Raw genomic sequence first — 24,610 nt, 5'->3', positions numbered from 1 at the left:
GTGATGGCCGCTGACCTGCCCGTTCCCCTGGCGGACGCATATGCCGCGTGAGGGTTGCGCTAGATACGACGCGTGAACGGACCCCCCCCGAGAGGAGCCGCGGCGCGTCATGAAGGACTTCCGCTCGATCCCCACCGCTCCCCGTGGCCTGCCCCTGATCGGGCACGTCGTACCGCTGCTGCGGGACCCGCTGGCGTTCCTGACGTCGCTGCCCGCCCACGGCGACCTGGTCCGCATCCGGCTCGGTCCCCTCGCGATGATCGTGATCTGCGATCCGGAACTGACCCGGCGTGCCCTGCTGGACGACCGCGTCTTCGACAAGGGCGGACCGCTGTACGACCGTCTGCGCGAGGTGATCGGCGACGGCGTGGTCTCGTGTCCGCACCAGGCGCACCGCCGGCTGCGGCGGCTGTCTCAGCCGGCCTTCCACCAGGCGCGGCTTCCGGACTACGCACGGGCCATGACCCGCTGCGTCCAGGAGACGACCGACTCCTGGACTCCCGGTCAGGTCCTCGACGTCCCCGCCGAGATGATGGAGACCAGCTCCCGCGTCATCACCGCCACCCTGTTCTCCGACGCTCTGCCGGCGACCGCGCACGGGCAGCTCGTCGACGACGTCACCACCGTGGTCAAGAGCCTCTACCAGCGCATGTTCCTGATCCCGCCGCTGGATCGCCTGCCCACCCCCGGCAACCGCGCGCACCTCGCCGCCCGCGCCCGCCTCCACGACACCGTCCAGGACCTCATCGCCCGGCGCCGCGCCGACGGCGCCGACTACGGTGACCTGCTCTCGGCACTGGTCTCGGCGCACGACCCCGAGGACGACCGTCCCGGCATGAGCGGCGCCGAGATCACCGACACCGTCGTCTCCTTCGTCCTGGCAGGCATCGAGAGCACCGCCGCCGCCCTGTCCTCGGCCCTCGACCTCGTGGCCCGGCACCCCGAGGTCGAGGAGCGCCTGCACGCCGAGGTCGACTCCGTCCTGGACGGCGGACCGGCCGCCTACGCCGACCTGCCGCGCCTGCCCCTGACCGAGCGCGTCGTCAACGAGACCCTCCGACTGCGCCCGCCCGGCTGGTTCTTCACCCGCGTGGTCACCGCCGACACCCACCTCGGCGAGTACACGCTGCCGGCCGGGACCAGCGTCGCCTACAGCCCGTACCTCATCCACCACCGGCCCGACCTCCACCACGACCCCGGGTCGTTCGCCCCCGACCGCTGGGCCCCCTCGCACCCCCAGCCGCCCCGCCACGCCTTCCTCCCCTTCGCCGCGGGCGCCCGCAAGTGCATCGGCGACTCCTTCAGCATGATCGAGTCCACCCTCGCGCTCGCGACCATCGCCTCCCGCTGGCGCCTGGAACACGTGCCGGGCCACCGGGGCCGCCTCGCCGCCGCCGTGACGCTCGAACTCCGCGACCTCCACATGCGGGCACGGCCACGCACCGCGGCGGCCGCGCCCCCCGGGCCCTCCGCCGGACGGCTGCTGCCCTGACGCGTGCCCCCGGCACGTCCCGGAGCGAAGGTCGGCGAGACTGAGGGCATGATCACCATTCACCTGAAGTACGAGATCGACCCCGACAAGCTCGACGCCTTCGAGGAGTACGGCCGCCGCTGGGTCACTCTCGTCAACCGCTTCGGCGGCACCCACCACGGCTACTTCCTGCCGAGCGAGAGCGACAGCGACATCGCGTACGCGCTGTTCTCCTTCCCCGGCCTCGCCGAGTACGAGGTCTACCGCAACGCCAGTTTCGAGGACGCGGAGTGCCGGGCCGCCTTCGAACTGGCCCGCGCCACCGGCTGCATCAGGCGCTACGAGCGCCGCTTCCTGCGCCCGCTCGACCTCGACCCGGGTCCGGTGGCCGCCGCCCCGGAGCTGTGAGGAGCGGCTCCACCACACGGAGCTGCGCCGCGGCCAGCACCAGGCAGAGTCCCGCGGTGCCGGCCCACAGCGCGCCCGCGCCGACGTGTTGGAGCAGCTGGGTGGAGGTGACCGGGGCGGCGACCGTCGCGACGCCCCAGCTGATGCCGTACGCGGCGAGGTAGCGGTCGGCTCCGCCCGGCGGCGCCAGGTCCGCCACCACGGTGAGGACCCGTCCGAGGACGAGCACGTCACCGAGGCTCCACAGGGCCGTGGCCGCGAGGAACGACGGCAGGGTGGACGCGGCCGCGTAGCCCGCCAGGCCGGCCGCGAGCAGGACGTGACCGATCGCGATGGCCGAGGAGTCGGGCAGCGTGGCGAGTCGGCGCAGCCGCAGGGCCGGCTGGGCGGCGACCACCGTCACCGCCGACGCGGTGAACAGCAGCCCCGCGTCGGCGGGTTCGAGGCCGCGCCGCGCGAGGGTCAGCGGCAGACCCATCGTGATCTGTGTGGTCACCAGCGCGAACAGCGTCCCCGAGAGGAACACCGCCCGCAGCGCCCGGTCCCGCCAGGGACGCACGGCCTCCTCCGGCACCGCGCGGCGGGCGGTGCGGTGGGGGTCGGCGTGGTCGGCGGGCAGTGCGATGCGCAGGATCAGGGCGCACAGGAGGCAGGTGGCCGCGTCGACGACGAACAGCCACCGCAGGTCCCAGCGGCCCAGGGCGGCGGCGACGAGTCCGGCGCCGGTGCCGCCGGCCGCGAGGGCGGCGTTGAACAGGCCGTAGGCGCGGGCCCGTTCGGAGGGGCCGACCGCGTCGGCGATCAGCGCCTGGCTCGGGGGCTCGTACAGCTCGAAGAAGAGGCCGAGCAGTACGGCGAAGACCGCCACCGCGGCCAGGGACGGGGCCGCCGCGACGCCCAGTTGGGCGCCCGCGCATCCGGTGAGGCCGAGCACGATCGTGCGACGGCGGCCGAGGCGGCTCGCCAGTCGGCCCCCGGCCAGTCGCGACGGGATCGTGGCGAGCCCGAAGGCGGCGGAGAGCAGGCCGGCCGTCGTGACGCCCGCCCCGAAGTCCGCGCTGATCAGCACGGTCAGAAAGGGCAGCGAGAAGGCGCCGAGCCGGTTGACCCCCCGCGCCACCACCAGGAGCCATACGGTCCGCGGCATGCCACCACCCCTTCGAGTGACTGTCGAATCGAGTAATGTCAGTGACGAACGCTAGCCATCGAGGGAGTGACTGGTCAAGTGATGTTCGACAGTCACGTGGCGATACTGCTGGAACACGCCGTATCGCTCGTGAACACGCTGACCGACGGGGAGTCCCGCGGCCGTCCCCACACCGTGCCCCGCGGCGCCGGCCTGCCCGAGGCGGTCGAGGCCGCCGTGGCCGGCACCGCGGCCTCGCTGCCGCGCACCTTCGACTCCGCCGAGGCGGAGTACCTGGCCGCCACCGCCCGCACCATGCGCCAGGTCTTCCAGGCCGTGCAGGACGGCGACCCCGACCTCGCCGCCACCACCGTCAACCGCCTGCTGCGCGACAGCGGCGCCCGCCCCCGCCTGGACCGCGCGCCCGCCGGGGACGGCGCAGGCGGCACCCCGTGGCAGCTGCACTTCCACGGCGCCGACGACTCCTTCGCCGCGGGCCACAGCGCCGCCTGCGCCACCGCGCTGGCGCTCGCCGTCGGCGGCAGCCTCGCCGGCCGCCTCGGCGTCTGCCGCGCCGACCGCTGCGACCGCGTCTACGTCGACGCCTCCCGCAACGCCGCCCGCCAGTTCTGCTCCACCGCCTGCCAGAACCGCACCAAGGCCGCCGCGTTCCGCGCCCGCAAGGGCGGCGGCTGAGACGGGCTCGCCTCGCCCGCGCCGGGGTCGGCGGTGGCCCGTCCGGCCCGTCGCGTCAGGTCCAGGACGCCAGGACCAACGCGCGTTCGGCGGCGGCCAGATGGACCGCCGAGGCCAGCCAGGCACGGGCGTAGCCGTCGGACGAGGCGTCGGTGAGGCGGCCGAAGGCGTCCCGGGGGCGGCGGTCCGCCTCGGCGGTGAGGGCCGCCGCCAGATGGGCGGCCCCACCGAGGCCCGCGCGGTGCAGGGGCACGAGGAGGGCGGCGGCGTCCGCGCCGCGGCCGGCCTCGGCGAGGGCGCGGCGCCCGCCCGCCACACCGGTCTCGAGCAGCCGGCGCACCCGCCACAGCGGCGCGTCCGCCAGCGGGTCCGGACCGGCGGTCACCGGTCCGCGCGAGGCCGTTTCCGGCGCCTCGCGCGGGAAGTGGCCACCCTGGAGCCGGTCGTAGCCCAGGTCGGCCCGGCCGAGCCACTCCTCCGGCAGTCGCAGCGTGTACGGGGCTCCCGGCACCGGGCCGACCGCCAGCGGACGGAGGGTGGCGGCCCGGTCCGGATCGGGACGGCCGAGGATCCGCAGGGCGAGCCCCGGATACCCGGAGATCCGGCGCAGGTTGGCCGCGTGCGGCAGCTCCGGGTGGGGGTGGGCCGGGCGCAGGCGCAGGAGCGGGCCGTCGCCGGCGACCCTGGCCACGAGGTACTCCCCCGCCGCGCCGACCACCTCCACGTCGCAGCCCAGGAGTCCGGGTTCGCGAGCCCCGTCCTCCTGGGCGAGCTCCTCCAGCGCGGTGACCACCGCCTCGTGGACCGGGCGGCCGAACAGCGGCGCCACGGGCTCCTCCGACCAGTCCACCCCCCGCAGCGGCGTCGCGCTGACGCCCCGGCCCGCACCGAGCCGCCCGTCCGGGGAGACCGTCGCGCCGACGATCCGCAGGCCCCCGCGCGCGAGCCCCGCGTGGTCGAGGACCGCGCCGCCGAGCGCCACGGACGCGGTGCCGGCGCCCCTGGCCCGGCCCAGGCCGCCCGGCCGCACGTCGGACACCGTGTAGCGGGAGCCGTCCTGGCCCATCACATGGGTGGCCACGCCCCCGTACCCGGTGGCGGACAGCACGGGCTCCCGGCACAGACCGAACACCCGCAGGCTGCCGCCCTGTTCGTACACCCGCCGCGTCGAACCGACCGCCCCGGGACCGGCCACCCCCGAGGCCGACAGAGCCGCCCCCGCCAGCAGCTCCCGGAAGGCCGACGCGAGGTCGCCGAGCCGCTGCCCCTCCCCCCGCCGCCGCGCGGCCCGCAGTCCCCGCACGACCCGCAGCGCGGCGGCCTCGGCACGGGGCAGCCCGGCCAGCCGCGCGGTGTGCGCCGCCCGCAGCAGCTCCGCCTGGACCACCGCCCCACCGGCCGTCACCCCCGCGGACAGCGCCTCCGCGGCCGCCTCCCACAGCGCGGTCGCGGCCCGCACCTGGGCCGAGGTGAGGGTGCTCGACGCGTCGCCCCCGTCCGCGCCAGGACGCGCGCCGACCGGTACGACCGCTCCCGCGGCCCGCGCCGGGGCGGCTTCGGTGGCCTGGCCCGGGGCGGCTTCGGTGGCCTGGCCCGGGGCGGATTCGGCGGTCTGACCCGGGGCCGATTCGGCGGTCTGACCCAGGGCGGCTTCGGCGCCCGGCACCAGGGCGGCCTCGGCGGCCGGGGCTCCTTCGGCGGCAGGAACCGGGGCTCCCTCGGTGACCGGCACCGGGTCGCCGTCCTCCGCCGATCCGCCGGGCGGCTCCGCGTCCGCGATCGGCGCCGCGCCGAGCACCGCGGCCCGGTGGAGGCAGCGGGGTGCCAGGAGGCAGGTGCAGACGGCCTGTTCGGCGTGGGTGATCGCGCCCGGCGGGGCGGGGCGCAGGGAGACCACCGCGTCCTCCCCGAAGGGAACGGTGACGGAGCCGTCGGCGGAGGCGACGGCGTGCTCGGCGCAGGCCGCGATCGCGGCGTCGAGCTTCTTGCGCAGGCGCGCGCTGAGCTGCTCGACGGCTTCGGCGAGGACGTCGGGGGCGACGGGCGGGAGGTCTTCGGGGTTCAACGGGGTTCTCCACGGAGGCGTTCGCCCACCCAGCGGGCGAGGGCGAGGGGGCTGAGGGCGGCCACGGGCATGCCGGCGGCGACGAGCCGGCGTGCCACCGGCACCGAGTAGCGCGGCGCCCCTTCGTCGTCGAGGGCGGCGCAGCCGAGGAGGTGTGCGCCGGAGGAGGCCAGCGCCCGTACCTCGCCGAGGAGTCCGGCGAGCGGCGCGCCCTCCTCGAAGTCGCTGACCACGACGACGAGGGTGCGGCTCGGGACGGTGATCAGCGACCGGGCGTGGGCGAGTCCCGCCGCGATGTGCGTGCCGCCGCCGACCCGGACCTCCAGCAGGAGGGAGAGCGGGTCCTCGACGCGGTCGGTGAGGTCCACCACCTGGGTGGAGAACGCCAGGAAGTGCGTGGAGAGGGTCGGGACACCGCCCAGGACCGCGGCGGTCAGCGCCGACCAGATCACCGAGGCCTCCATCGAGCCGGAGACGTCGACCACCAGGATCAGTCGCCAGTCCGCCTCCTTGCTCGCCCGCGTGCTGAACACCGGCCGTTCCGGGACGACCACGACCCGGCCGTCGCCCGTGCGCCGGCTGTGCGCGAGGTTGGCGCGCAGGGTGCGGGCGAGGTCGAGCCGACCGCCGGGGCGGCGCGTGGGGCGGGGGGTGGCCAGTCCGGAGAGCGCCGGGCGCAGGCGGGTGGCCAGCTCCCTGGCGAGCTCGTCGACGAGCCGCTTCACCAGCGGCCGCAGCCGGGCGAGCCGGGCCTCGGGCATGCCGCCGGCCAGCGACAGCACCGAACGCAGCAGCTCCACCGAGGGACGTACCGCCGCCGGGTCCAACTGCGTGAGCACGTCGGCGCGTCCGGCGTCGGCCGCCTCGGCGAGCACCTCCTCGCGCACCTCCGCCCCGAAGAGGGCCTCCAGCTCCTGCGACCACTCCCGCGCCGTGGGGAAGGACGGGTCCTGTCCTCCGCCCTGCCCGGATCCGCCGCCGTCCGCGTCGCCGGCCCCCTCGCCGTGCCCGCTGCCGTACAGCTCGTCCAGGGCCCGCGCGTACCGGCGCGCGTCGCCGGTCAGCCGGTCCTTGTGCCGGCCGAGGAGCAGCCGCCACCGGTCGGCGGGACCGAGCCGCCGGTCGGCCCGGCCGCCGGGGCCCGCCGTCGCCGGGGCGGCCTCGGCCGTCTCCGGCGAGGCGGCCGGATCCGTCACCGGCGGGGCGGCCTCGGCCCTCTCCGGCGGGGCGGCCGGGTCCGTCACCGCGGCAGCGGCCGGATGCGCCGACGCCGGGGCCTGGCGTGTCGCGGCGTCCGGCGGTCCGAAGGTGTCCGAACCGGTCAGGGACAGGGCCTTCAGCGCGGCGAGTCCGGCGGCGTCGGCCGCCGTCCAGAGGGCGAGCAGCTCGGGCGGGACGTCGAGGGTGAGGTCGGGGCGGTCGCCGAGCCGGTCGGTGACCGTGCCGAGGAGCCGGTCGCGGGCCGCCGGGGCGAGCGCGTCGAATCCTCCCCGTAGGGCGGGAAGCCGGTCGAGGAACTCCTGGTCGGCCAGGTCGTCGACGCGGTCGAGGAGGGGTGTGAGCGCGTCCGGTGAGGCCTGGAGCAGGGGGCCGGCGGCGGTGAGGAGGCCCGCGAGGCGCTTCGTCAGGGCCCGTCGGGTGTCGGGTGTGGTCGCCCCGTCGATCCAGCCGGCCGTGCGCCGGCCGAGCCCGCCGGCCGGGTCCAGGTCGAGCATCACGCGTACGGCCAGGGCCGCGCCCTGCATCAGCGGAGAGGCGTGGGAGGCGAGTTCGGCGAGTGCCCGGTCCAGCCGGAGGCCCAGGTGGCGGGCGGCCGCCCGGTCCGCGAGGGCCACCAGCGCACCGGCGTCCGCGGCGGTGTCGCTTCCGGCCAGACCGGGGACCGACCGGACGGCGGCGTCGAGCAGTTCGCCGCCGAGTGCGCCGGCGAAGTCCCGGGCCTCCTCCGTGGCGCCCGGGTAGTGGCCGCGCCTGATGCCCTCCAGGAGGTCGAGGGCCGAGAGGAGTTCGGGCAGGTCCGCGGTGTCGGGCAGGACGGCGGAGGCCTCGCGCAGTCGCGCGTCGACCAGTCCGGGAAGGTCGCAACGGGCGGCGTCGGTCAGCCCGGCGAGGATCTGGGCCGCGGTGGGGCCGCCCTCGGCCGCCTCGCGACGCGCGGTCTCGGCGAGCGTGCCCGCGGCCGCCTGCGCCGCGGTGACTCCGCGCACCCCGGCGAGGTCGAGCCGCGCCGGTACGGCGGGGGTCCACGCCAGGCGCCACTTGGTGCCGAGCGCGGTGCCGTCGCCGGTGGCGGCCACCGCGACGGGTTCCCCGTACGAGGCGCCGATGACCAGCAGGCGCCGCAGCAGCACCTCGCGACGGCCGTCCAGCGCGGAACGGAGCGGGTCGAGCCGGACCTCCCGGGGCTCCGGTTCCTCCGGGCGCGGCAGCCGCAGCGCGGTGAGCTCCTCCTCGACGGAGGGCCCCAGGCCCGAGCGCGGGGCGTGCGGGCTGACCCGTCCGCGCGCGGTGCCCACGAACACGGCCTCCAGGGCACGGGCCAACGCCCTTCCCCTGCCGAGGGGTTCTCCCTGCCCCATGACCGTGGTCACGGCTTCGAGCAGCTCCCCCCGCCCCGGCGCGGGCAGCCCCCGCAACGTCGCCAGGTCGCACGCCAGCCGCAACGTCTCGGCCGCCTCACCGGTGCCGGCCGTGTGCCCCGCCCTGCGCAGCTCCCTGCACAGCCCGGTCACCGCGGCGGCGGCCGCGTCCCGGATCCCGTCCGGGTCGCCGGCCGCCGTGAGCACGGCCTGCTGCCACAGCGGGTCCCGGATTCCGGCGGGGTAGCCGGACCGTGAGTCGAGCAGGTCGTAGGAGTACGGGACGAAGGACGTCACCGCCGCCTCCGGCGCGGCCTGGGCGCCTCGCCCGCGCCGCGCCCCACCGGGGCCACTCGCGCCGGGGCGGCCCGTGGCGGGAACGTCGGTGGCCGGACCGTCGGTGGCGGACGCGTCCGGAGCGGAACCGCGTGCGGCCGGCCCGTCCGCGGCCGAATCCCCAGCAGCGGGGCGGCCCGTGGCGGGAACGTCCCTGCCCGACGCCGTGTCGGGCACCTCGTCAGGCGCGCCGTCCACGCGCTCCGTCGCGGGCTCCGGCCGGAGGTCCGGGCCGGCCGCCGTGAGCAGGGCGGGCGCGTGGAAGGCGCCGATCACGGCGGCGACCCGGCGACCGCCGGCGGCGGCCTCGGCCAGCACCTGGCGCATGCGGGCCTCGCGGGCGAGGTCGGTGGCGGGTACGGCGGCGTCGGCGCGCAGGGCCCAGCCGACGCCCAGGGCGGCGCGGCGCACGGCCTCCGGGGAGCAGCCGGGGGCCAGGACCTCGACGGCGCGGTCCCACAGGTCGTCGCCGTCGCGGCCCGTGCCGGCGGCGGTGAGCGCGTCGGCGAAGGAGCCGCGTGCCCGCCCGGCATCGGCGGAGGCGCCGGGCACGTCCGCCCCGGCCTCACCGCCCTCGTGGGGCCCTTCGTCGCGGCCCATGCCGGGGAGGGACCATCCGGGGTCGGTCAGGGGAAGGTCGCAACAGACGACCTCCGCCCCGTGGGCCCGGGCCCAGCGCACCGCGGCGAGCTCCGGGGAGAAGTCGGCGAAGGGGTAGAAGGAGAGGCGTCCGCCGTCCCCGGCGCCGGCGAGGGCGACGGGGGCGACGGTCTCGGGGTCGGCCAGGTGGTCGATCCAGGGCTGGAAGTCGGCCGGGAGTTCCACGCAGACCACCTGGGCGCGCGCGTCGTCGAGGAGCGCGGGCACGACCGCGGCGAGCGCGGGGCTGTGGTGGCGGACTCCGAGGAGGTACGGCGCGCGCGACGCGGCGAGCGCGTCGACGGCCGACCGGGGGTCGAGGGTCCTCACCGCAGGCTCCCGCGCAGGTCCCAGAGCCGGCGCCACATCGCGGAGCCGTTCTCGGCCCGGCGGCGGACGGGGCCGTCCCAGTAGCCGAGGAGCCGCGCGTGGTCGGCCGGGTCGTCCTTGCGGACGACGCCGAGGAGGTGGCCGGGCAGCAGGTCGAGCACGTCCCCGCCGGGCAGGTACGCGGCCGCGACCCCCAGTGACGCCGCCACCTGGACGGCCTCGGCCGTGGACATGACCGTGCCCGGCCGCTCGACGTCCCAGCCCTCGGTGGAGCGGCCGGAGCGCAGGTCGCGGAAGACGGTGACGAGGGCGTCCAGGACGGCGTCGTCGACGCCGAAGGCCGCGCCCGCCCGCTGCACCGCCGCCACGGCCTGGCGGCGGATCAGGACGGCCTCCGCGTCGGCGTCGGCGATCGGTTCCACCGTCTCGAAGTTGAACCGGCGCTTCAGCGCGGCGGACATCTCCGAGACGCCCCGGTCCCTCAGGTTGGCGGTGGCGATGACGGTGAAGCCGGGCACCGCGCCCACCACCGCGTCCTCGGTCGCGGTCAGTTCGGGCACGGTGACGCGCCGGTCGGACAGGATGGAGACCAGGGCGTCCTGCACCTCCGGCAGGCAGCGGGTGATCTCCTCCACCCGGACCACCCGACCGGTCCGCATGGCGGCCAGCACGGGTGAGTCGACCAGGGCCTGCGGGGTGGGGCCCTGGGCGAGCAGCAGGGCGTAGTTCCAGCCGTACCGGAACGCGTCCTCGGTGGTGCCCGCGGTGCCCTGCACGGTCAGCGCGCTGGTCCCGCTGACGGCTGCCGCGAGCAGCTCCGAAAGCATCGACTTGGCGGTGCCGGGCTCGCCGGTGAGCAGCAGTCCGCGCTCACCAGCCAGGGTGACCACGCACCGCTCCACGAGGGCGCGCTCGCCGACGAACTTCGGCACGATCTCCAGCTTCGACGGCAGCCCCGCCCGACGTCCGGGCAGCGCCAGCTCCACCCCGTCGCTGCCGCAGACGAACGTGACCACCGCGCGCGGCGTCAGCGCCCAGCCGGGCGGGCGCGGACCCGGGTCCTGCGCGGCCAGGAAGGCGAGCTCGGCGGCGTGGCGCTCCTCGGCAGGCTGGACCTGCCGGGCGGCCGCGGGCTGTTCGGTGACGGTCATGCGGGGATTCCTCCGGGGTAGGGCTCGGATCGGGGTGTGCGGGGACGGGGTGTGGGGACGGGGTGTGGGGACGGGGTGCGTGGGGACGGGGTGCGCGGGGACGGGGCCGGTACGCGTACCGGTGACGACGACGGGGGCACGGGCTCGCGCTCGCGCTCGCGAAGGGGCGGGCGGGCGGCTCGGGGCTCCGGGCTCCGGGGCCGGCCCGGGAGGCCCCGGGCCTGCTCGGGGCCTCCCGGGCGAGCAGGGGCTCCCGGGCCGAGCAGGGGGCTCCCGGGCCGAGCAGGGGGCTCCCGGGCCGGCGCGGCGCCCCCCGGGCCGGGGTGCGCCGCGCCGTGTGCCGGACCGCTGCGGTGGGCGGTCAGCGGCGGCGTCTCGTGCGCCGGACCTTCAGTTCCTCGAAGCGCGGGACGTCCCCGTCGAGGATCCGCTGCCAGGCGCGGGCGAAGAGCTCCGTGACCGGTTCGGCGGGCACGAGTGCGCCGAGGACCGGCCGGGCGCCGGCCACCGGCCCGTACATCGGCAGCTTCCACTGCTCGACGGGCAGGACGGGCGTCGACTGCTCGGCCCAGGCGCCGGGGAGGAACAGCGAGCGTCCGGCCCGGGCCCGTACGGCCGTCACCACGTGCTCGCCGACGGCGAGTTCGGCGCGGGCCGCCTTGAGGCGGGCCGGCTTCCATCCGGTCCAGCGCGCCGTGTTGCGGTCGGTGGGGTCGGGCAGGGCGAGGAGCATCAGGTAGAGCGCGGCCGCGTCGGCTCCCAGGCCGTGGGACCGGGAGACCTCGTCCACGAGCTCGGGCACCGAGCGCGAGGGGTCCTGCGGCCACCAGGTGCCGTCCTGGTCGGTCTCGCCGGCCGCGGGCGCGCCCGGGTCGGCGAGGAGCCGTGCGAACGCCGGGTCGTGGGCGCGCCGCAGGGCCGACTCGACGGCGCCGGGCAGCTGGTCCGGGCCGCGCAGTGCCGCCAGGTAGGGATCGGAACCGGTGGAGTCGAGGAGGGCGGGCCGCAGCGCCGGCTGGGGCTGTTCGTCGTGCGTGGCCATGAGCACCGCGCCGTACCGCTCGTGGTCCGGTGCGGTCTCCGTCGGGGCGCCGGCGACCTTGCGGAAGTCCGGGAGGGAGACGAAGTGGCCGACGGAGAGCAGCAGTTCGGGCGAGGCGAGGCGCTGCCGCACGGCGTCGAGGGCCGCGGGAAGCCTCGCCCGCAGCGGGTCGCCGGCGGGCAGCCGGTGGGCCAGCCAGGCCGTGAGGCTCATCGAGCCCGTGAGCACGGACGCGTCGAACGGGTCCTCGGCGGGGGTGACGGTCGTCGGCCGGTCGCGCTCGATGTGCCAGGCCACGTCGGCGCCGAGTTCCGGTGACGACGCCGGGTCGAGGAGCGCGGGCAGCGCCTTGTGGACGGGCCAGCCGCTGCGGGCGGCGCGCGAGGCCTCCGCCGCGAGCCAGTCGGGCACCGGGACGCGCCGCCCCACGCGCGCGTTCCACTCGGCCGCGGCCGACGTCACGTCGGGGCCGTCGGTCCAGAGCCGGGCCGGGTCGTCGGGCAGGAGTGCCGCCACGACGGCCCGCCGCACCGAGACGGGGAGTGTGCGGAGCTGGTCGCGGGCCTGCGCAGCCTCGGCCACCTTCAGGCCGAGGGTCTTGCGGACTTCCGCGGGCAGGAAGTTGTTCTCCCAGCGGTCGATGCCGGGCATCCCCACCAGGACGAGGCGGGCCAGCGCGCCGGAGGCACCGGTGAGCCGGCTGAACTCGTCGGCCGCCGCCGGGAGGAACGGCGCCGGCGCGCGGTCGGTCGCCTCCCGCAGGAAGGCGGTCAGCCAGTCGGCGCCGCGGCTGGGGTCGCCGACCGGCGCGGCGCCGCGCAGGGTGTAGGGGCCGGGCACGTCGAAGCGTCCGGTGGGGTCGTGGAGCAGCGCCCCGAACTCCCGCCCGCCGTCGACGTCCGTGTGGTGTTCGGTGATGCCGAGCGCCGCCCCGCCGCCCAGCGGGAGGACGCAGCGGTGCCCGGAGCCGCGCGGGAGGCCGTCGGGGGTGTGCAGGTGCGGGGTGCCGAGGTGGACCAGGACGCGGCGCCAGTGGCCTGCCGACCCCGTCGCCGAGGCCAGTCCCAGGGCGTCGACCTGGCCGAGGAGGCCGAGGAGCGCGGTCCGGTGTGCGTCGCAGCCGCCGGGTGCGACGGCCCGGTAGGCGAGGGCGGCCGGTTCCTCGAGGAGGGCGGCGAGGGGCAGGGCGGAGTACGGGAGCGAGGGCAGGTCGAAGTGGAGCCGGCCCGGCTTCGCCGTGGCGGCGGTGTCGGCGCGGGCCGCCGCGAGCTCGGCGAGGAAGCGGTGGGCCACGTCCTCGTCGGCGCCCGCCCGGTAGTAGCCGGTGCCCGCGAGGCCGTTCAGCGCCTCGGCGAGGAGTCGGTCGGCCGGTCCCTGGACGCGGGTCTCGGCGGGCTCGGCGGCCGGGTCGAGGCGTGCGGCGACGGAGTCGAGCGCCTTCTGCTGCCGCAGCGCGAAGCGGAGCACCCGCACCACGCCCGCGACGAGTTCGGGCGCGGTGACCGCCGGCAGGGCGGTGCCGACGAGCGCGGGCAGGTCCGCCTCGCGCTCGGCGACGGCGGCCGCCTTCAGGAGGGCGCCGGCCGTCTCCGCGTCGGCGGCGCGGAGCGCGGCGGAGCCTTCCGCGTCGCGGGCGCGGAGCGCGTACAGGTGGGAGAGCGGGGGGAGGGTCGTGCTCGCGGTGCCGTACAGCTCGTGCCGGTCGCCTTCGCTGGTCGTCGTGACGACGCCGTCCGGGTCGACGAGGGACAGCTTCCGCCACTGCTGGGTGAGGGCCCTCGGCCTGTCGTCGCCGGGGAACGTCACGGCGGCGAGCGGCATGTCGGAGCCCTGGGGGAGGGTGACGGCGCGCCCGGCGGTGTCCTCGCCGTGCCAGCCGTTGCCGGGGAGGCGTACGACGCGCCAGCCGAGCAGGCCGTCCGCGGGGGCTCCCAGGGCCGAGCCCTGGACGGCCGGGGCGGGCCTGAGCCACGAGGAACGCGCGTTCAGTTCGGCGCCGGCGGCGTGCGGGCGGAGCGCGTCGGCGAGGAAGCCGGGCTGGGAGCGCCGGCCGTGGGCGCCCTCGACGGGGTCGTACTCGGCCCAGCCGCCCTCGTGGTGCCGCTCGCCCGCCTCCCACACCCAGTACGAGGCGCCGTCGGACAGCATCGGGCGTTCCTGCGGCAGCCTGGTGTCGCCGCGGTGCAGGACTCCGCCGCCGGTGGCACGGCCGCCGCCGGGCAGCGGCAGGGTGGGGCCCGGGGTGCGCAGGGACCAGTAGTCGGTGTCGCCCTCCAGGGTGAACACCGTGTCGGGCGCGGTGTGCCAGTAGGCCTGGATCCCGGCGCCGCGGCCGTAGGTGCTCCAGAAGACGAGCAGGGCGCCGTCCACGTAGTGGAAGCCGTACCGGTGGGCGTGCCCGGCGGGTACGCGCAGGTCGTGGGTGAGCACGGTGGTGTCGGCGTCGATGACCCGGACCTGTGTCGCGCCGGCCACGATCAGGTGGGGCCAGGCCTCGACGACGGTGAGGCCGTCGCGGTGGTCGCGGGCGGGGGCGAGTTCCCGGAGCGCCTCTTCCCAGGCGGGCCAGTGGAGTTCCTCCCAGAGGCCGCCGCGCAGGGTGCGGGCCAGGGTCGCGCCGAGGTCGGCGGCGGCCGCCGCGGCGACCTCGTCGGGCGCGAGCGCGAGGGCCTCGGCAGGCAGCCACGACAGGCGTTCGATCGCCTGCGGCAGGCCGGGCAGTCCTGCGGCCACGGAGCCGCGGGCCACCTCGCGCATCCATTCGGCGAGCATCGGGCGGCCGCCGGCCGTCCCGGCGAGCCGGAGCATGACGTCCGAGCCGGTGGACGCGCCGTTGTACGCGTAGGCGGCGCGCTTGAAGGCGGGGAGGAAGCGTGGGTCGGCGGCGAGCGCGGCGAGGTCACGGGGCTGTTCGCCGCGTGCCCAGTCCGACAGGTTCAGCGAGTCGCCGCGCCGGTGGGGCGCGTCCTGGCGGGGGTCGGCGACCGGGAGGCCGAGGGAGAGGAGCAGGTCGAGGAGGTCGGCGTCCTCGACGCCGATCCGCAGGGACCCTTCGGCGACGGGCCGGTCCGCCAGGTCGGCGCGCAGCCGCTCGGCGGCCCGGTTCACCAGGTCGAGGAGGGCCGGGGGCGTGGGGCGGGGGCCCCAGCCGCGGTGCCGGGCGGCGTGGAAGCGCTCCAGCCAGCCGGCCGTGCCGTCGGGGCAGCGCTCCGACGGCGGCACGTCCGCGTCGGTGAGGCCCGCGTCCGCTCCGGATTCCGCCAGGATGTCGAGCCACAGGACGCTCAGTTCGCCGTCGTCCCCGGGCGGTGTCATCGACAGGAGCGTGCCGCGCACCTCGGGGACGCGGCGGGCCAGGGCGATCAGCGCGGTGCGGTGCGCCTTCCACCAGCCGCTCGCCGCCCGCAGGGTGGCGGGCAGCGGCAGGAGTTCGGCGAGGTAATCCTGCTCCGCCTCGTTGCCGGAGAGTCCGGCGGCGCGCGCCAGGCGCCGCAGTTCGACGGCGGCCTGGGCGGACGGGGCGAGGCCGCCGGCGGTCCGGCGCACGCACAGGCGCCGGAAGCGCTCGTACGCCTCGGCCGGGGTGAGTCGGGCGGCGAGTTCCTTGCCGTAGCCGGCGAGGACCTTCACGGGCAGTGCTCCGGCCAGGGCGAACTCGAGGAAGACGGCGTCGAGCCGGTCCTCGTCGACCGGGAGGCCGTGCTGGGCCTCGCTGGTGCGGGCGCGGCCGAACAGCTGGCCGGCGTACGTGGGGTTCTCGACGCCGAGGAAGACCCGCGCGGACTGCTCGTAGAAGACGGGCAGGAAGTGCGGGACGGACGAGGCGAGCCGCCCGGCCAGTTCGTGGCAGGCGTCGAGCGCGGCCTTGGGCTTGGTCTTCGCCTGCCGGGCCAGCCGGTCCAGTTCGGGCACGACCGCGAGGGCGTGGTGCCCGTCCTCGGGGTGGTGCACGAGCACCCATTCCGGGAAGCCCAGCTCCTTGCGCCGGCCGAGGCCCACCAGGGCCGGTTCCCCGTCGGGTTCGAGGCCGAGGAAGCCGGCGGCGAGGTCCTCGGCGGGTCCGAGTTCGGCGGCGGTCAGCCGGACGACGACCCGGTCCTCCCCGAGCGCCGGGTGGCGGTAGGTCCGCGCGGTCATGGCGACGGCCGAGGCGCCGGCGCCTTCGGCGCCGGCCGGGAGCACCGCTCCGGCCTGGAGCAGCTCCGTGTTGTCGGAAGCGGTCGTGCTGGTCACGCGTCCCCACCCTCTTCGATCCTGCGGCCGGCGTAGAGCGCCGCGGCCATGCGCATCCCCTCGGACCAGGCCACCGGCCCGACCTCGTGCAGCCGCACCGCGCGGCCGTCCCCGTCGTGCCAGGTCAGGGCGCCGGTCTCCGACTCGCCGTCCCAGTACGGTTCGCCGATCCACACCGACGCCTCCGTGCTCCGGCCGCCGTCGCGCACCTTGCACGTGGCGTAGCCGCCGGAGACCCGGTAGCCGAGGGCCGTGGCGCGGGCCGCGAGGCCGAAGCGCGAGGCGAACTTGCCGCCCGCGTAGTCCCGTACCTCCGTCGCGCTCTCCGTGTGACCGGTGGCCGGCTTCGCCCAGGTGGCGCGGTGGATCTGCTCCACGCGCTGGGTGATGCCGAGTTCGGCCGCGAAGTCCCGTACGTCGTCGAGGTCGGGGAGGAGCACCGGGTGCGGGAGGGTGACGGTGCGCGGCGAGAGCCGTACGGTCTCGCCGTCGAGGTCGACGACCTTGAGCTCGCCGTCGGCGGTGACGTCCCGCAGGAAGCCGACCTCGTCCGGGTCGTCGCCGACCACGGCCATGTCGCGCAGGGCGGACTGCCAGGCCTCGTCCGGCCACACCCGGGCGATCAGCTCGGTGGGCACCGGGAGCGAGGACACCATCCAGGTGTCCACCTGGGTTACGCACGCTGCCGTGTGCCGGTCCAGCCACTCGGCGAGCCGGCGCAGCCGGTCGACCCCGGGCTCGTCCCGCAGCGCCTTCGGCAGCGTCTTCAGCTGCCGTCCCCCGGCGCGTCGTGCCACCACGCGCCCGTCCTCAAGGGTGATCTCGTACCCCTCACCCGCTGTCAGCCACGCCATCGGCCGTGCCCCTCCGCCTGTCCCGTCGGTTTCCGCGCAGCTCGAACCACGGGGCCATGACCCCGGAGCTGCGGTATGCGGGGAGACTATCCAGGGCCACTGACAACGCCCGCGGGGCCGTCGCCGTCGTGCGGCGTCGGCCCCGCGGGCGGGGGCGGGGGCGGGCGGTGCGCCGGTGTGTGGCGGGCGGAAGGTCCGCCGGTGTGTGACGGACGGAGGGTCAGGCGGCCGGGACCGCCCGCTGGATGGCGGTGATGACGCGGTCGAGGGCGTCCTTGCTGTGCGGGTCGGTGAGGTTGGCCCAGAGTTTGAACATGAAGCGTTGCAGCACCGGCCTGCTGAGGCTCCTCGTGGCCACGAGCTTCATGATCCGCGGCTGGTTGAGGGCGTGGACGACGAGGCGCCCGACGGTGAAGTAGCGGCCGTAGGCGCCCCGGACGGCTTCGGGGTAGCCGTGGAGGGCCTCCTCGCGCGCGGCGGCGGTGGGCCGCGCGAGGGCGCGGGTGACGGTGTCGGCGGCGAGGCGGCCGGACTCCATCGCGTAGTCGATTCCCTCGCCGCTGAGCGGGTTGATCATTCCGCCGGCGTCCCCGGTCAGGAGCAGACCGCGGGTGTACTGGGGCCGCCGGTTGAAGCCGGCGGGCAGGGGCGCGCCGCGCAGCGGGCCGTCGGCGTGGTCGTCGTCGAACGGCCGGGCCGGGGAGAGGCGCGCGGTCCACTCCCGGAAGAGCTGCCGGTGGTCGACGTCGGGTTTGCGTCCGACGTGGAAGGTGCCGAGGCCGACGTTGAAGGTGCCGCCGCCGACGGGGAAGACCCATCCGTAGCCGAAGGGCATGTAGGTGCGGCCGCGCGTGTCGCGGGTCTCCAGGTCGAGCCAGGCCTCCAGGTGGTCCTCGTCACGGCTCGGCACCGTGTAGTAGCGGCGCACCGCCACGCCCATCGGGCGGTCCGCGCGCTGGTGCAGACCGAGGGCGACGGCCAGTCGGCTCGACGCTCCGTCGGCGGCGACCACCAGGGGCGCGCGATAGGTGCGGGTCTCCGCGTCGCGCACCGCGGTCACCCCGCTGACGTGTCCGGTGGCCGGGTCGATGACCGGGCCGGTGACCTTGGTCCCCTCCAGGAGCCGGGCGCCGGCCGCCACGGCCTTGCGGGCGAGCAGTTCGTCGAGGTCCATCCGGCTGCGGACGAGTCCGAAGTCGGGGAAGGACGCCACGCTGGGCCAGGGCATCTCCACCGTGGTGCCGGAGCCGTGGGCCCGCAGGCCCCGCGTCCTGACCCAGCCGTCCCCCTCGATGTCCACGCCCATGCCCACGAGTTCCTTCACGGCTCTCGGGGTGAGGCCGTCTCCGCAGATCTTGTCGCGCGGGAAGGTCGCCTTCTCGATGAGCAGGACGTCGTGCCCCGCCAGCGCCAGGCGGTACGCGGCGGCGCAACCGGCGGGTCCCGCGCCGACGACGATGACGTCGGCCGAGTCGCGGTGGGGAGACAGGTCCATGAGATCTTCCTCTGCTGCGGCCGGTGCGGGCTGGGGGGAACGGCTTCCCATCCGTACCCACGTACGACGGCTTTGATCACCCGTCACGGAAGGCATCTCCGCGGCGGCCGGGTCGGGTCAGCCTTCGATGCCGGTGGCGTCGTGCGGGGCGCCGACGGGCTTGGACTCCGGTGAGCCGCGCTGGCGCAGGTAGACGGAGAGGATGGCCATCGCCGCCACGGCCAGCAGTTCCGACTGCCAGTTCTGCAGCGAACGGTTCCAGAAGTCGGCGGAGCCGAGGTAGGAGACCCAGGTGACGGGCGCCTGCAGCTGACGCAGGCGCAGGTCGTTGAAGGCGGCGGCGCCGGAGACCGACTGGGCCAGCCAGGACAGCAGGAAGAAGACGGCCATGACGAGTCCGAGCGAGCGGGCGTAGAGGTTCTGCCGCCAGTCCTTGGTGCCGGCCCAGCGGGGCGAGTCCGCTCGCGCGTGGTCGCCCACGCGCTGCTCGCGGTCGCTCTCCGACCCCGCCTTGTGCAGTTCCTTGGACTCCGGGGAGCCGCGCTGGAGCAGGTAGACCGTGCCGAAGATGTAGAGGAAGAACTGCAGGAACTCGGACTGCCAGTTCTCGGTGACGTCGACGGCGAAGTCCGACGACATGAGGTAGTCGCCGAAGCCGATCTGCTGGAGCCCCTCGACGGCGAGCTGTTCGTTGAACTCGGCGCGCCCGGCGACGGCCTGGGCGGCCAGGACGATCAGGAAGGCCGCTCCGAAACCGAGGGTGAGGCTGTTCGTCCGCCAGAACCCCCGGCTCGGGGACCGGTCGGCCGTCACCGGTGCATCAGCCCGATCACGGTGAAGTAGGCGAGGCCGCCCACGATGGTCACCACGCACGACACGAACAAGCCCCTCACCTCATGCCCCCTTCAGGACGCACTTGTACGGCTCGTCGCCCGGTTCGGGCACGCACCCGGCGGCGGTGACCCGCCAGCCGTCGCCGAACTGCGACAGGAACAGCGTCTCGTCCCGGAATCCGAGCAGCGCCTGTCTGCCGTACACGTCCACGCTCCGCACACCGCCGGCCCGCGGCAGCTCCTGTGACGGCAGCGCCTCCGCGCACGGCTTCTTCTCGTCCTCCTCGAGCTGCTCACGGCTGCCGGGGGCGAGCAGCCCGCAGGCGGCGCGGAAGTCGCCGGCGGCGAGGGCCGCCTCGAACGTCCGGCCCGCCGTGCTCGCCCCGTCCTGTCGGGCCTGCGGCGCGCCGCAGGCGGACAGGACGGCCACGGCCGTCGTCGTTCCGAGGAGCAGGAGGACTCTCACCCTTCCACCCTGCCCCTCCTCCCGGCCGGGAGGAGGACCGCGAGGCCGAATGGTCACGCTCCCCACCCGTTCGGCTCACCCGACGACGTGCGCGCGCGGGTGGCCCACGGGACCATGAGGACAGAGAAGAGGTGTCGCCATGAGTGAGTACGACCTCTGGAACCACCGTCCGGGCAGCGAATACCCGCAGGGCCTCGACCTCATCGGCTACGAGGTCGAGGCCACCGACGGGCCCATCGGCAAGATCGACAAACACTCCGCGGACGTCGGCTCCTCCTACCTGGTCGTCGACACCGGACCCTGGATCTTCGGCCGCCGCGTCCTCCTGCCGGCCGGGACCGTCACCCGGGTCGACACCGCCGAGGAGAAGGTCTACGTCGACCGGGCCAAGGACCGGATCAAGGACGCCCCCGCCTTCGACGAGGCCAAGTACGCCGACGAGCCCGCCTACCTCGAACAGTTCTCCCGCTACTACGGCCAGCCCCACATGTGACCGCGCCCGTCGGGCCCCGCGGGCGCCCGTCGGGGGTGCCCGTGTGGCCGGGGCGGCGGGGAGGCACGCCGGGCCACCGCTCAAGGGCGGGGCCCACCGGGCCGCCGCTCAGCGGCCGTCGTCCGGGCCGGTGCGGACGACGGCCTGGTCGCCGTGGGGGCCGAAGAGGTGGAGGATCTCGACGGGGTCGGGGCCGGCGGGGCCGAACCAGTGGGGTTCGGTGGTGTCGAACTCGGCCACCTCGCCCGGCCGGAGGGTGACCTCGCGTTCACCGAGGACGAGGCGGAGCTCGCCGGCGAGCACGTAGAGCCATTCGTAGCCGGAGTGGGTGACGAGGCGGGGTTCCCGGTACGCGAGGACCTGTTTGAAGACCTGGACCCGGCCGGGGTACTGGGTCAGGGGGACGAGGACGCTGCCGCGCGCGCGGCTGCGCGGTGTGAGGTGGACCCGCGGGTCGCCGGTGGCCGGGGCCGCCACGAGCTGGTCGAGGGCGACGCGGTGCGCCCTGGCGAGCGGGATGAGGAGGTCGAGCGTCGGCCGCCGCAGGCCGGACTCCAGGCGCGACAGGGTGCTCACGGAGATCCCGGTGCCGGCCGCGAGGGTCTCCAGGGTGAGGCCGCGGTCGCGGCGCAGCGCGCGCAGGCGGGGTCCGATGCCGTCGATGAGCGCGGCGAGTTCGCTGTCCATGCGGCCATTTTGCGGTCTTCGCAAAGTTCCTGGTCCCGGGGCCTCCCCCGGCCCGAGCCTGGACGGCGTCCGGTCCCGCCGAAGGGACCTCGTCGAAGGGGGAAACGCCCGTGCTCACGACATCCCTGCCCGCCCCGCCCGCCCCGCTCGGCGCGCGCGGACGCTGGACGGTCCTGGCGGTCTGCGCGCTCAGCATGTTCCTGGTGGGGGTGGACACCACCATCGTCAACGTGGGGCTGCCCGAGATCGGGCGGGGCCTCGGCGTGGGCGTCCGCGGTCTCGAGTGGGTCGTCGACGCCTACACCGTGGTGATGGCCGGCCTGCTCATCGTCTCCGGCGCCCTCGCGGACCGCTTCGGACGCCGCCGGGTGTTCCGGTGCGGGCTCGTCGTCTTCGGCCTGGCCTCCCTGGCCTGCGCCCTCGCTCCGTCCCTGGGCGTGCTCGTCGCCGCACGGGCCGTCCAGGGCGTCGGGGCCTCGATGCTGAGCCCGGTGGCCCTGGCGATCGTCGTGAACGCGATGCCCGATCCACGGGAGCGGGCCCGCGCGATCGGCGTGTGGGCCTCCGTCTTCGGACTCAGCATGGCGGCGGGCCCGGTCACCGGCGGGGCGCTGATCGCCGCGTTCGGCTGGCGTTCGGTGTTCTGGATCAACGCGCCGGTGGTCGTCGCCGCCCTCGTCCTGACAGCCGTGTTCGTACCGGAGTCGCGCGGAGAGCGCGCCCGCCGCCTCGACCTTCCCGGCCAGCTGCTGCTCACCACGGTCCTCTGCCTCGTCGTCGGACTCCTCATCGAAGGCCCCCGCCTCGGCTGGACGTCACCCGTGACGCTCGTCGGCTACGCGCTGACCGCGGCGGCCACGGCCGGCTTCGTCCGGGTCGAACTGCGCCGCGGGGAACCCCTCGTGGACCTCGGCCTCTTCCGTCGGCCGTCGTTCGCCACGGCGGTGCTCGGCGCGACGGCGGTGTTCGTCGCGCTGAACACGACCCTGCTGCTCAACACCCTCTACCTCCAGCACACCCGCGGCTGGACACCGCTGGCGACCGGCGCCGCGACGCTGCCGATGGCGCTCGGCGCCACGCTGTGCGCGCCCTGGTCCGGCAGTCTGGTGGGCCGCCTCGGACCCCGGCGTCCGCTGGTCCTCGCGGGCGGGTTCATCGCGGCCGGCGGCCTGTGCCTGGTGGGCCTCGACGGGGACACGAGCGTACCGCTCGTCCTGGCCGCCCTCCTGTCGATCGGCATCGGCTTCGGCTTCGCCAACGCTCCTCTGACCAACACCGCGGTGAGCGGTCTCCCGCCGTCGCGGGCGGGGGTGGCGGGCGCGATCACCTCCACCGCCCGCCAGGTCGGCGCCGCGGTCGGCATCGCCGTCGCCGGCGGCCTCGTCGCGGACACCCTGCCCGCCGGCCTCGCCGCCGCGACCCTTCCGGGATGGCTGCTCGTGGCGGCCTGCGGCCTCTTCCTCCTGGTCGTGGCACGCGCCGCGGGCCCCCGGCCCGTGCCGCAGCCCGGCAGGTGAAGGCCCGGCCCGGCTCAGGGCGTGGCGGTGCGGCGCGCGTACACCCCAGGCCCGTGGCACAGCCCGGCAGGTGACGACTCCAGCCCGGTTCAGGCCGTGGCGGTGCGGCGCGCGTACACCTCGATCTCGATCTTCATCCGGGGGTCGGCGAGTCCGCACGTGAGCATGGTGGCGGCCGGCCGGACCTCGCCGAAGGCGCGGCGCAGGACCGGCCAGCAGGGCTCGAAGTCGGCGCGGTCGGGCAGCAGGTAGCGCACGCGCACGACATCGGCGAAAGTGCACTCCGCCTCGGCCAGGGCGGCTTCGACGTTGCGCAGGACCTGCTCGGCCTGCTCCGCCACGTCGTCGGGGATCGTCATGGTGGGGTAGTCGAATCCGGTGGTGCCGGACACGTGCACCCAGTCGCCGTCCACCACGGCGCGGGCGTACCCGATCTGCTCCTCGAACGTCGAACCGCTGAGGATGGAGCGTCGTTCCGTCATGCGCCGAACGCTAGGTACCGGATGGGCATACGTCCAATACTTCCGTGAGCACCGCGTGATATCTCTGAGCGTATGGATCGACCGGAGCTTCCCCTCGCGCAACTGCACGCGTTCGCCGTCCTCGCCGAGGAGCTCCACTTCGGCCGCGCCGCCGCCCGGCTGGGCATCGCCCAGCCGCCGCTGAGCCAGCAGATCCGGCGCCTGGAGGACAAGGTCGGCCATCCGCTGTTCAGTCGCGAGCCGGGGCGGGTCGCCCTCACCCCGGCGGGGCGGGAGCTGCTGCCGGCCGCCCGGCACGCCCTCACCGGGCTCGCGGAGGGTCTGGCGGCGGCCCGCGAGGCCGGCAGCGGCAGGGCCGGCCGGCTGCGGATCGGTTTCGCCGCCTCGCTCGCCCTCACCGTGCTGCCCGGCCTGCTGCGGGACTTCCGGGAGCGGTCCCCCGCCGTGCGGCTGGACATCCACGAGATGACCACCACGGTGCAGCTGGCGGCCCTGCGCGACCGGACCGTCGACGTCGGCCTGCTGCGCGAGCCGCCGCCCGATGACGCGGACCTCGCCTTCGAGACCGTGCTGACCGAGCCGTTCGTGGCGGTCCTGCCGTCCTCGCACCCGCTCGCGGCCCGACGGTCGGTCGAGGTGGGGCAGTTGGCGGATTCGCCGTTCGTCCTGTTCCCCCGCGCCGTCGGCCCCCGGCTCCACGACCGGATCACCGGGGTGTGCACGGCCGCGGGATTCACTCCCCGGGTGACGCAGCACGCCGTCGAATGGCAGACGGTCTGCGCCCTGGTGGGGACCGGACTGGGCGTGTCGCTCGCCCCGGAGAGCATCCGCCGCATCCGCCTCAAGGGCGTCGCGTTCCGCGGGATCGGGCCCCGCTCCCCTCGTACGAGCGTGGCCGTCGCCTGGCGTGCGGACGACCCTGATCCGCTGGTCGCGCGCCTGTTGGCGACGCTCGGTCAACGGTCGCCGGGCACGCGCACGCCGTAGCCGGCCCGCCGCGGCCGGTGCCGCGGGGTGGCATGCGCGTCAAGCGGTCGGGGCGCGCCACGGCTCGAACCAGGGGTTCGGCCACTGTTCGGCGGCGGCGAGAAGGGGGAAGAGGGTGGCACCGTCGAGGGTCTCGCGGATGATGTCGGCGTGGCCGCCGTGCCGGGCGGTCTCCTCGATGAGGTGGAGCAGGACCCAGCGGACGGACCAGGCCGGCACGTCGGCGGGAAACCACGGCAGGCCCTGCGGCACGGGCACGGCCTGGCCGAGGTCGGCGATCCCGGCGACGACCGCGTCCGTCTCGCGGGCCGCGGCCTCGTACTGGTCCAGCACCTCCGCGAGGGTCTCCTCCGGGGTGAGCCGGAACTCGGCGGAGTCGCTCTCGTCCGCCTCCCGCCGCGGACCGCGCTGCCGCTGGAGGATCAGGTCGGTCCAGCCGGCCTCGCAGCGGGCCGCGTGCTTGATGAGGCCCCCGATGCTCAGTTCGCCGGCCGTGGGCGTCTGCCTGGCCTGGTCGTCCGTCAGGCCGTGGGCGGTGGCGCGCAGGGTCTGCCGCTGCTGCGTGAGGTAGGCGAGGAGGCCGTCGCGTTCGTCGGCGACGGGCGGTACGTGTGCGGGCATGGGGCGACCCTCTCGCCCGGACGGAGCGACGGTCAACCCTTTCCTGCAAATTCTTTCATCATCTTTCGCAAGCGCGGTCCGGGGGTGGTCACTTGCCGC

The 24,610-nt window shown here is 75.9% G+C and carries 18 protein-coding genes; 6 read left to right on the top strand and 12 right to left on the bottom strand.

Annotated features, from left to right (window positions below):
* Positions 1-109: 109 nt before the first annotated feature.
* Both AC067A_RS04670 and AC067A_RS04665 read left to right on the top strand, forming a co-directional pair.
* Positions 110-1,492, top strand: a complete 1,383-nt coding sequence (locus tag AC067A_RS04670) for a cytochrome P450 (protein WP_478614469.1) — start codon at positions 110-112, stop codon at positions 1,490-1,492.
* A 48-nt stretch (positions 1,493-1,540) separates the two neighbouring features.
* A complete protein-coding gene (locus AC067A_RS04665) occupies positions 1,541-1,879 on the top strand; it encodes an NIPSNAP family protein (RefSeq protein ID WP_478614467.1) in 339 nt (112 codons plus the stop codon).
* Here AC067A_RS04665 and AC067A_RS04660 read toward each other — a convergent pair.
* The gene (locus AC067A_RS04660) at positions 1,803-3,026 is read right to left on the bottom strand and encodes an MFS transporter (protein ID WP_478614465.1); all 1,224 of its coding nucleotides are present in this window, start codon (positions 3,024-3,026) and stop codon (positions 1,803-1,805) included. The genes AC067A_RS04665 and AC067A_RS04660 overlap by 77 nt on opposite strands.
* Before the next feature lie 81 nt (positions 3,027-3,107).
* Between AC067A_RS04660 and AC067A_RS04655 the strand changes: the two genes are divergently transcribed.
* Entirely contained in the window at positions 3,108-3,701 is a 594-nt protein-coding gene (locus tag AC067A_RS04655; protein ID WP_478614620.1) for a CGNR zinc finger domain-containing protein, read from the top strand.
* Positions 3,702-3,756: 55 nt separating this feature from the next.
* On the opposite strand, the gene AC067A_RS04650 is transcribed toward AC067A_RS04655, so the two are convergent.
* The 8 genes from AC067A_RS04650 to AC067A_RS04615 all read right to left on the bottom strand — a co-directional run bounded on the left by AC067A_RS04650 (position 3,757) and on the right by AC067A_RS04615 (position 19,724).
* On the bottom strand, positions 3,757-5,766 hold the full coding sequence (locus AC067A_RS04650) for a hypothetical protein (protein ID WP_478614463.1): 2,010 nt from the start codon (positions 5,764-5,766) through the stop codon (positions 3,757-3,759).
* Entirely contained in the window at positions 5,763-9,650 is a 3,888-nt protein-coding gene (locus tag AC067A_RS04645; RefSeq protein WP_478614462.1) for a vWA domain-containing protein, read from the bottom strand. Before AC067A_RS04645 ends, AC067A_RS04650 begins: the two co-directional genes overlap by 4 nt.
* The gene (locus AC067A_RS04640) at positions 9,647-10,801 is read right to left on the bottom strand and encodes an ATP-binding protein (protein ID WP_478614460.1); all 1,155 of its coding nucleotides are present in this window, start codon (positions 10,799-10,801) and stop codon (positions 9,647-9,649) included. Before AC067A_RS04640 ends, AC067A_RS04645 begins: the two co-directional genes overlap by 4 nt.
* A 361-nt stretch (positions 10,802-11,162) precedes the next feature.
* On the bottom strand, positions 11,163-16,076 hold the full coding sequence (locus AC067A_RS04635) for a DNA-binding protein (protein ID WP_478614457.1): 4,914 nt from the start codon (positions 16,074-16,076) through the stop codon (positions 11,163-11,165).
* Positions 16,073-16,930 (bottom strand): DUF4132 domain-containing protein, encoded by an 858-nt coding sequence (locus AC067A_RS04630; RefSeq protein WP_478614454.1) that lies wholly within the window; start codon positions 16,928-16,930, stop codon positions 16,073-16,075. Before AC067A_RS04630 ends, AC067A_RS04635 begins: the two co-directional genes overlap by 4 nt.
* Positions 16,931-17,150: 220 nt before the next feature.
* Positions 17,151-18,425 (bottom strand): geranylgeranyl reductase family protein, encoded by a 1,275-nt coding sequence (locus AC067A_RS04625; protein WP_478614451.1) that lies wholly within the window; start codon positions 18,423-18,425, stop codon positions 17,151-17,153.
* A 117-nt stretch (positions 18,426-18,542) separates the two neighbouring features.
* Positions 18,543-19,238: a DUF6766 family protein gene (locus tag AC067A_RS04620; RefSeq protein ID WP_478614449.1), complete on the bottom strand. Its 696-nt coding sequence runs from the start codon at positions 19,236-19,238 to the stop codon at positions 18,543-18,545.
* An 81-nt stretch (positions 19,239-19,319) separates the two neighbouring features.
* Entirely contained in the window at positions 19,320-19,724 is a 405-nt protein-coding gene (locus AC067A_RS04615; RefSeq protein WP_478614446.1) for a hypothetical protein, read from the bottom strand.
* 139 nt (positions 19,725-19,863) lie between these two features.
* Here AC067A_RS04615 and AC067A_RS04610 point away from each other — a divergent pair, with 139 nt between their 5' ends.
* On the top strand, positions 19,864-20,217 hold the full coding sequence (locus AC067A_RS04610; protein ID WP_478614443.1) for a PRC-barrel domain-containing protein: 354 nt from the start codon (positions 19,864-19,866) through the stop codon (positions 20,215-20,217).
* Positions 20,218-20,325: 108 nt separating this feature from the next.
* On the opposite strand, the gene AC067A_RS04605 is transcribed toward AC067A_RS04610, so the two are convergent.
* Positions 20,326-20,904 carry a helix-turn-helix domain-containing protein gene (locus tag AC067A_RS04605; RefSeq protein ID WP_478614440.1) on the bottom strand — a complete coding sequence of 193 codons (579 nt, stop codon included), beginning with the start codon at positions 20,902-20,904 and terminating at the stop codon, positions 20,326-20,328.
* 110 nt (positions 20,905-21,014) lie between these two features.
* Between AC067A_RS04605 and AC067A_RS04600 the strand changes: the two genes are divergently transcribed.
* Positions 21,015-22,421 (top strand): MFS transporter, encoded by a 1,407-nt coding sequence (locus tag AC067A_RS04600; protein ID WP_478614437.1) that lies wholly within the window; start codon positions 21,015-21,017, stop codon positions 22,419-22,421.
* Between the two features lie 89 nt (positions 22,422-22,510).
* Here AC067A_RS04600 and AC067A_RS04595 read toward each other — a convergent pair whose 3' ends face one another.
* Entirely contained in the window at positions 22,511-22,903 is a 393-nt protein-coding gene (locus tag AC067A_RS04595; protein WP_478614434.1) for a RidA family protein, read from the bottom strand.
* Between the two features lie 72 nt (positions 22,904-22,975).
* Between AC067A_RS04595 and AC067A_RS04590 the strand changes: the two genes are divergently transcribed.
* Positions 22,976-23,890: a LysR family transcriptional regulator gene (locus tag AC067A_RS04590; RefSeq protein ID WP_478614431.1), complete on the top strand. Its 915-nt coding sequence runs from the start codon at positions 22,976-22,978 to the stop codon at positions 23,888-23,890.
* Positions 23,891-23,929: 39 nt separating this feature from the next.
* On the opposite strand, the gene AC067A_RS04585 is transcribed toward AC067A_RS04590, so the two are convergent.
* Positions 23,930-24,511 (bottom strand): DinB family protein, encoded by a 582-nt coding sequence (locus AC067A_RS04585; RefSeq protein ID WP_478614429.1) that lies wholly within the window; start codon positions 24,509-24,511, stop codon positions 23,930-23,932.
* Positions 24,512-24,610: the final 99 nt, after the last annotated feature.

Source organism: Streptomyces sp. NPDC043176 (genome assembly GCF_056436715.1).
Note: the sequence above shows the minus strand (reverse complement) of the source record. Positions and strands in the feature narration are given on the sequence as shown.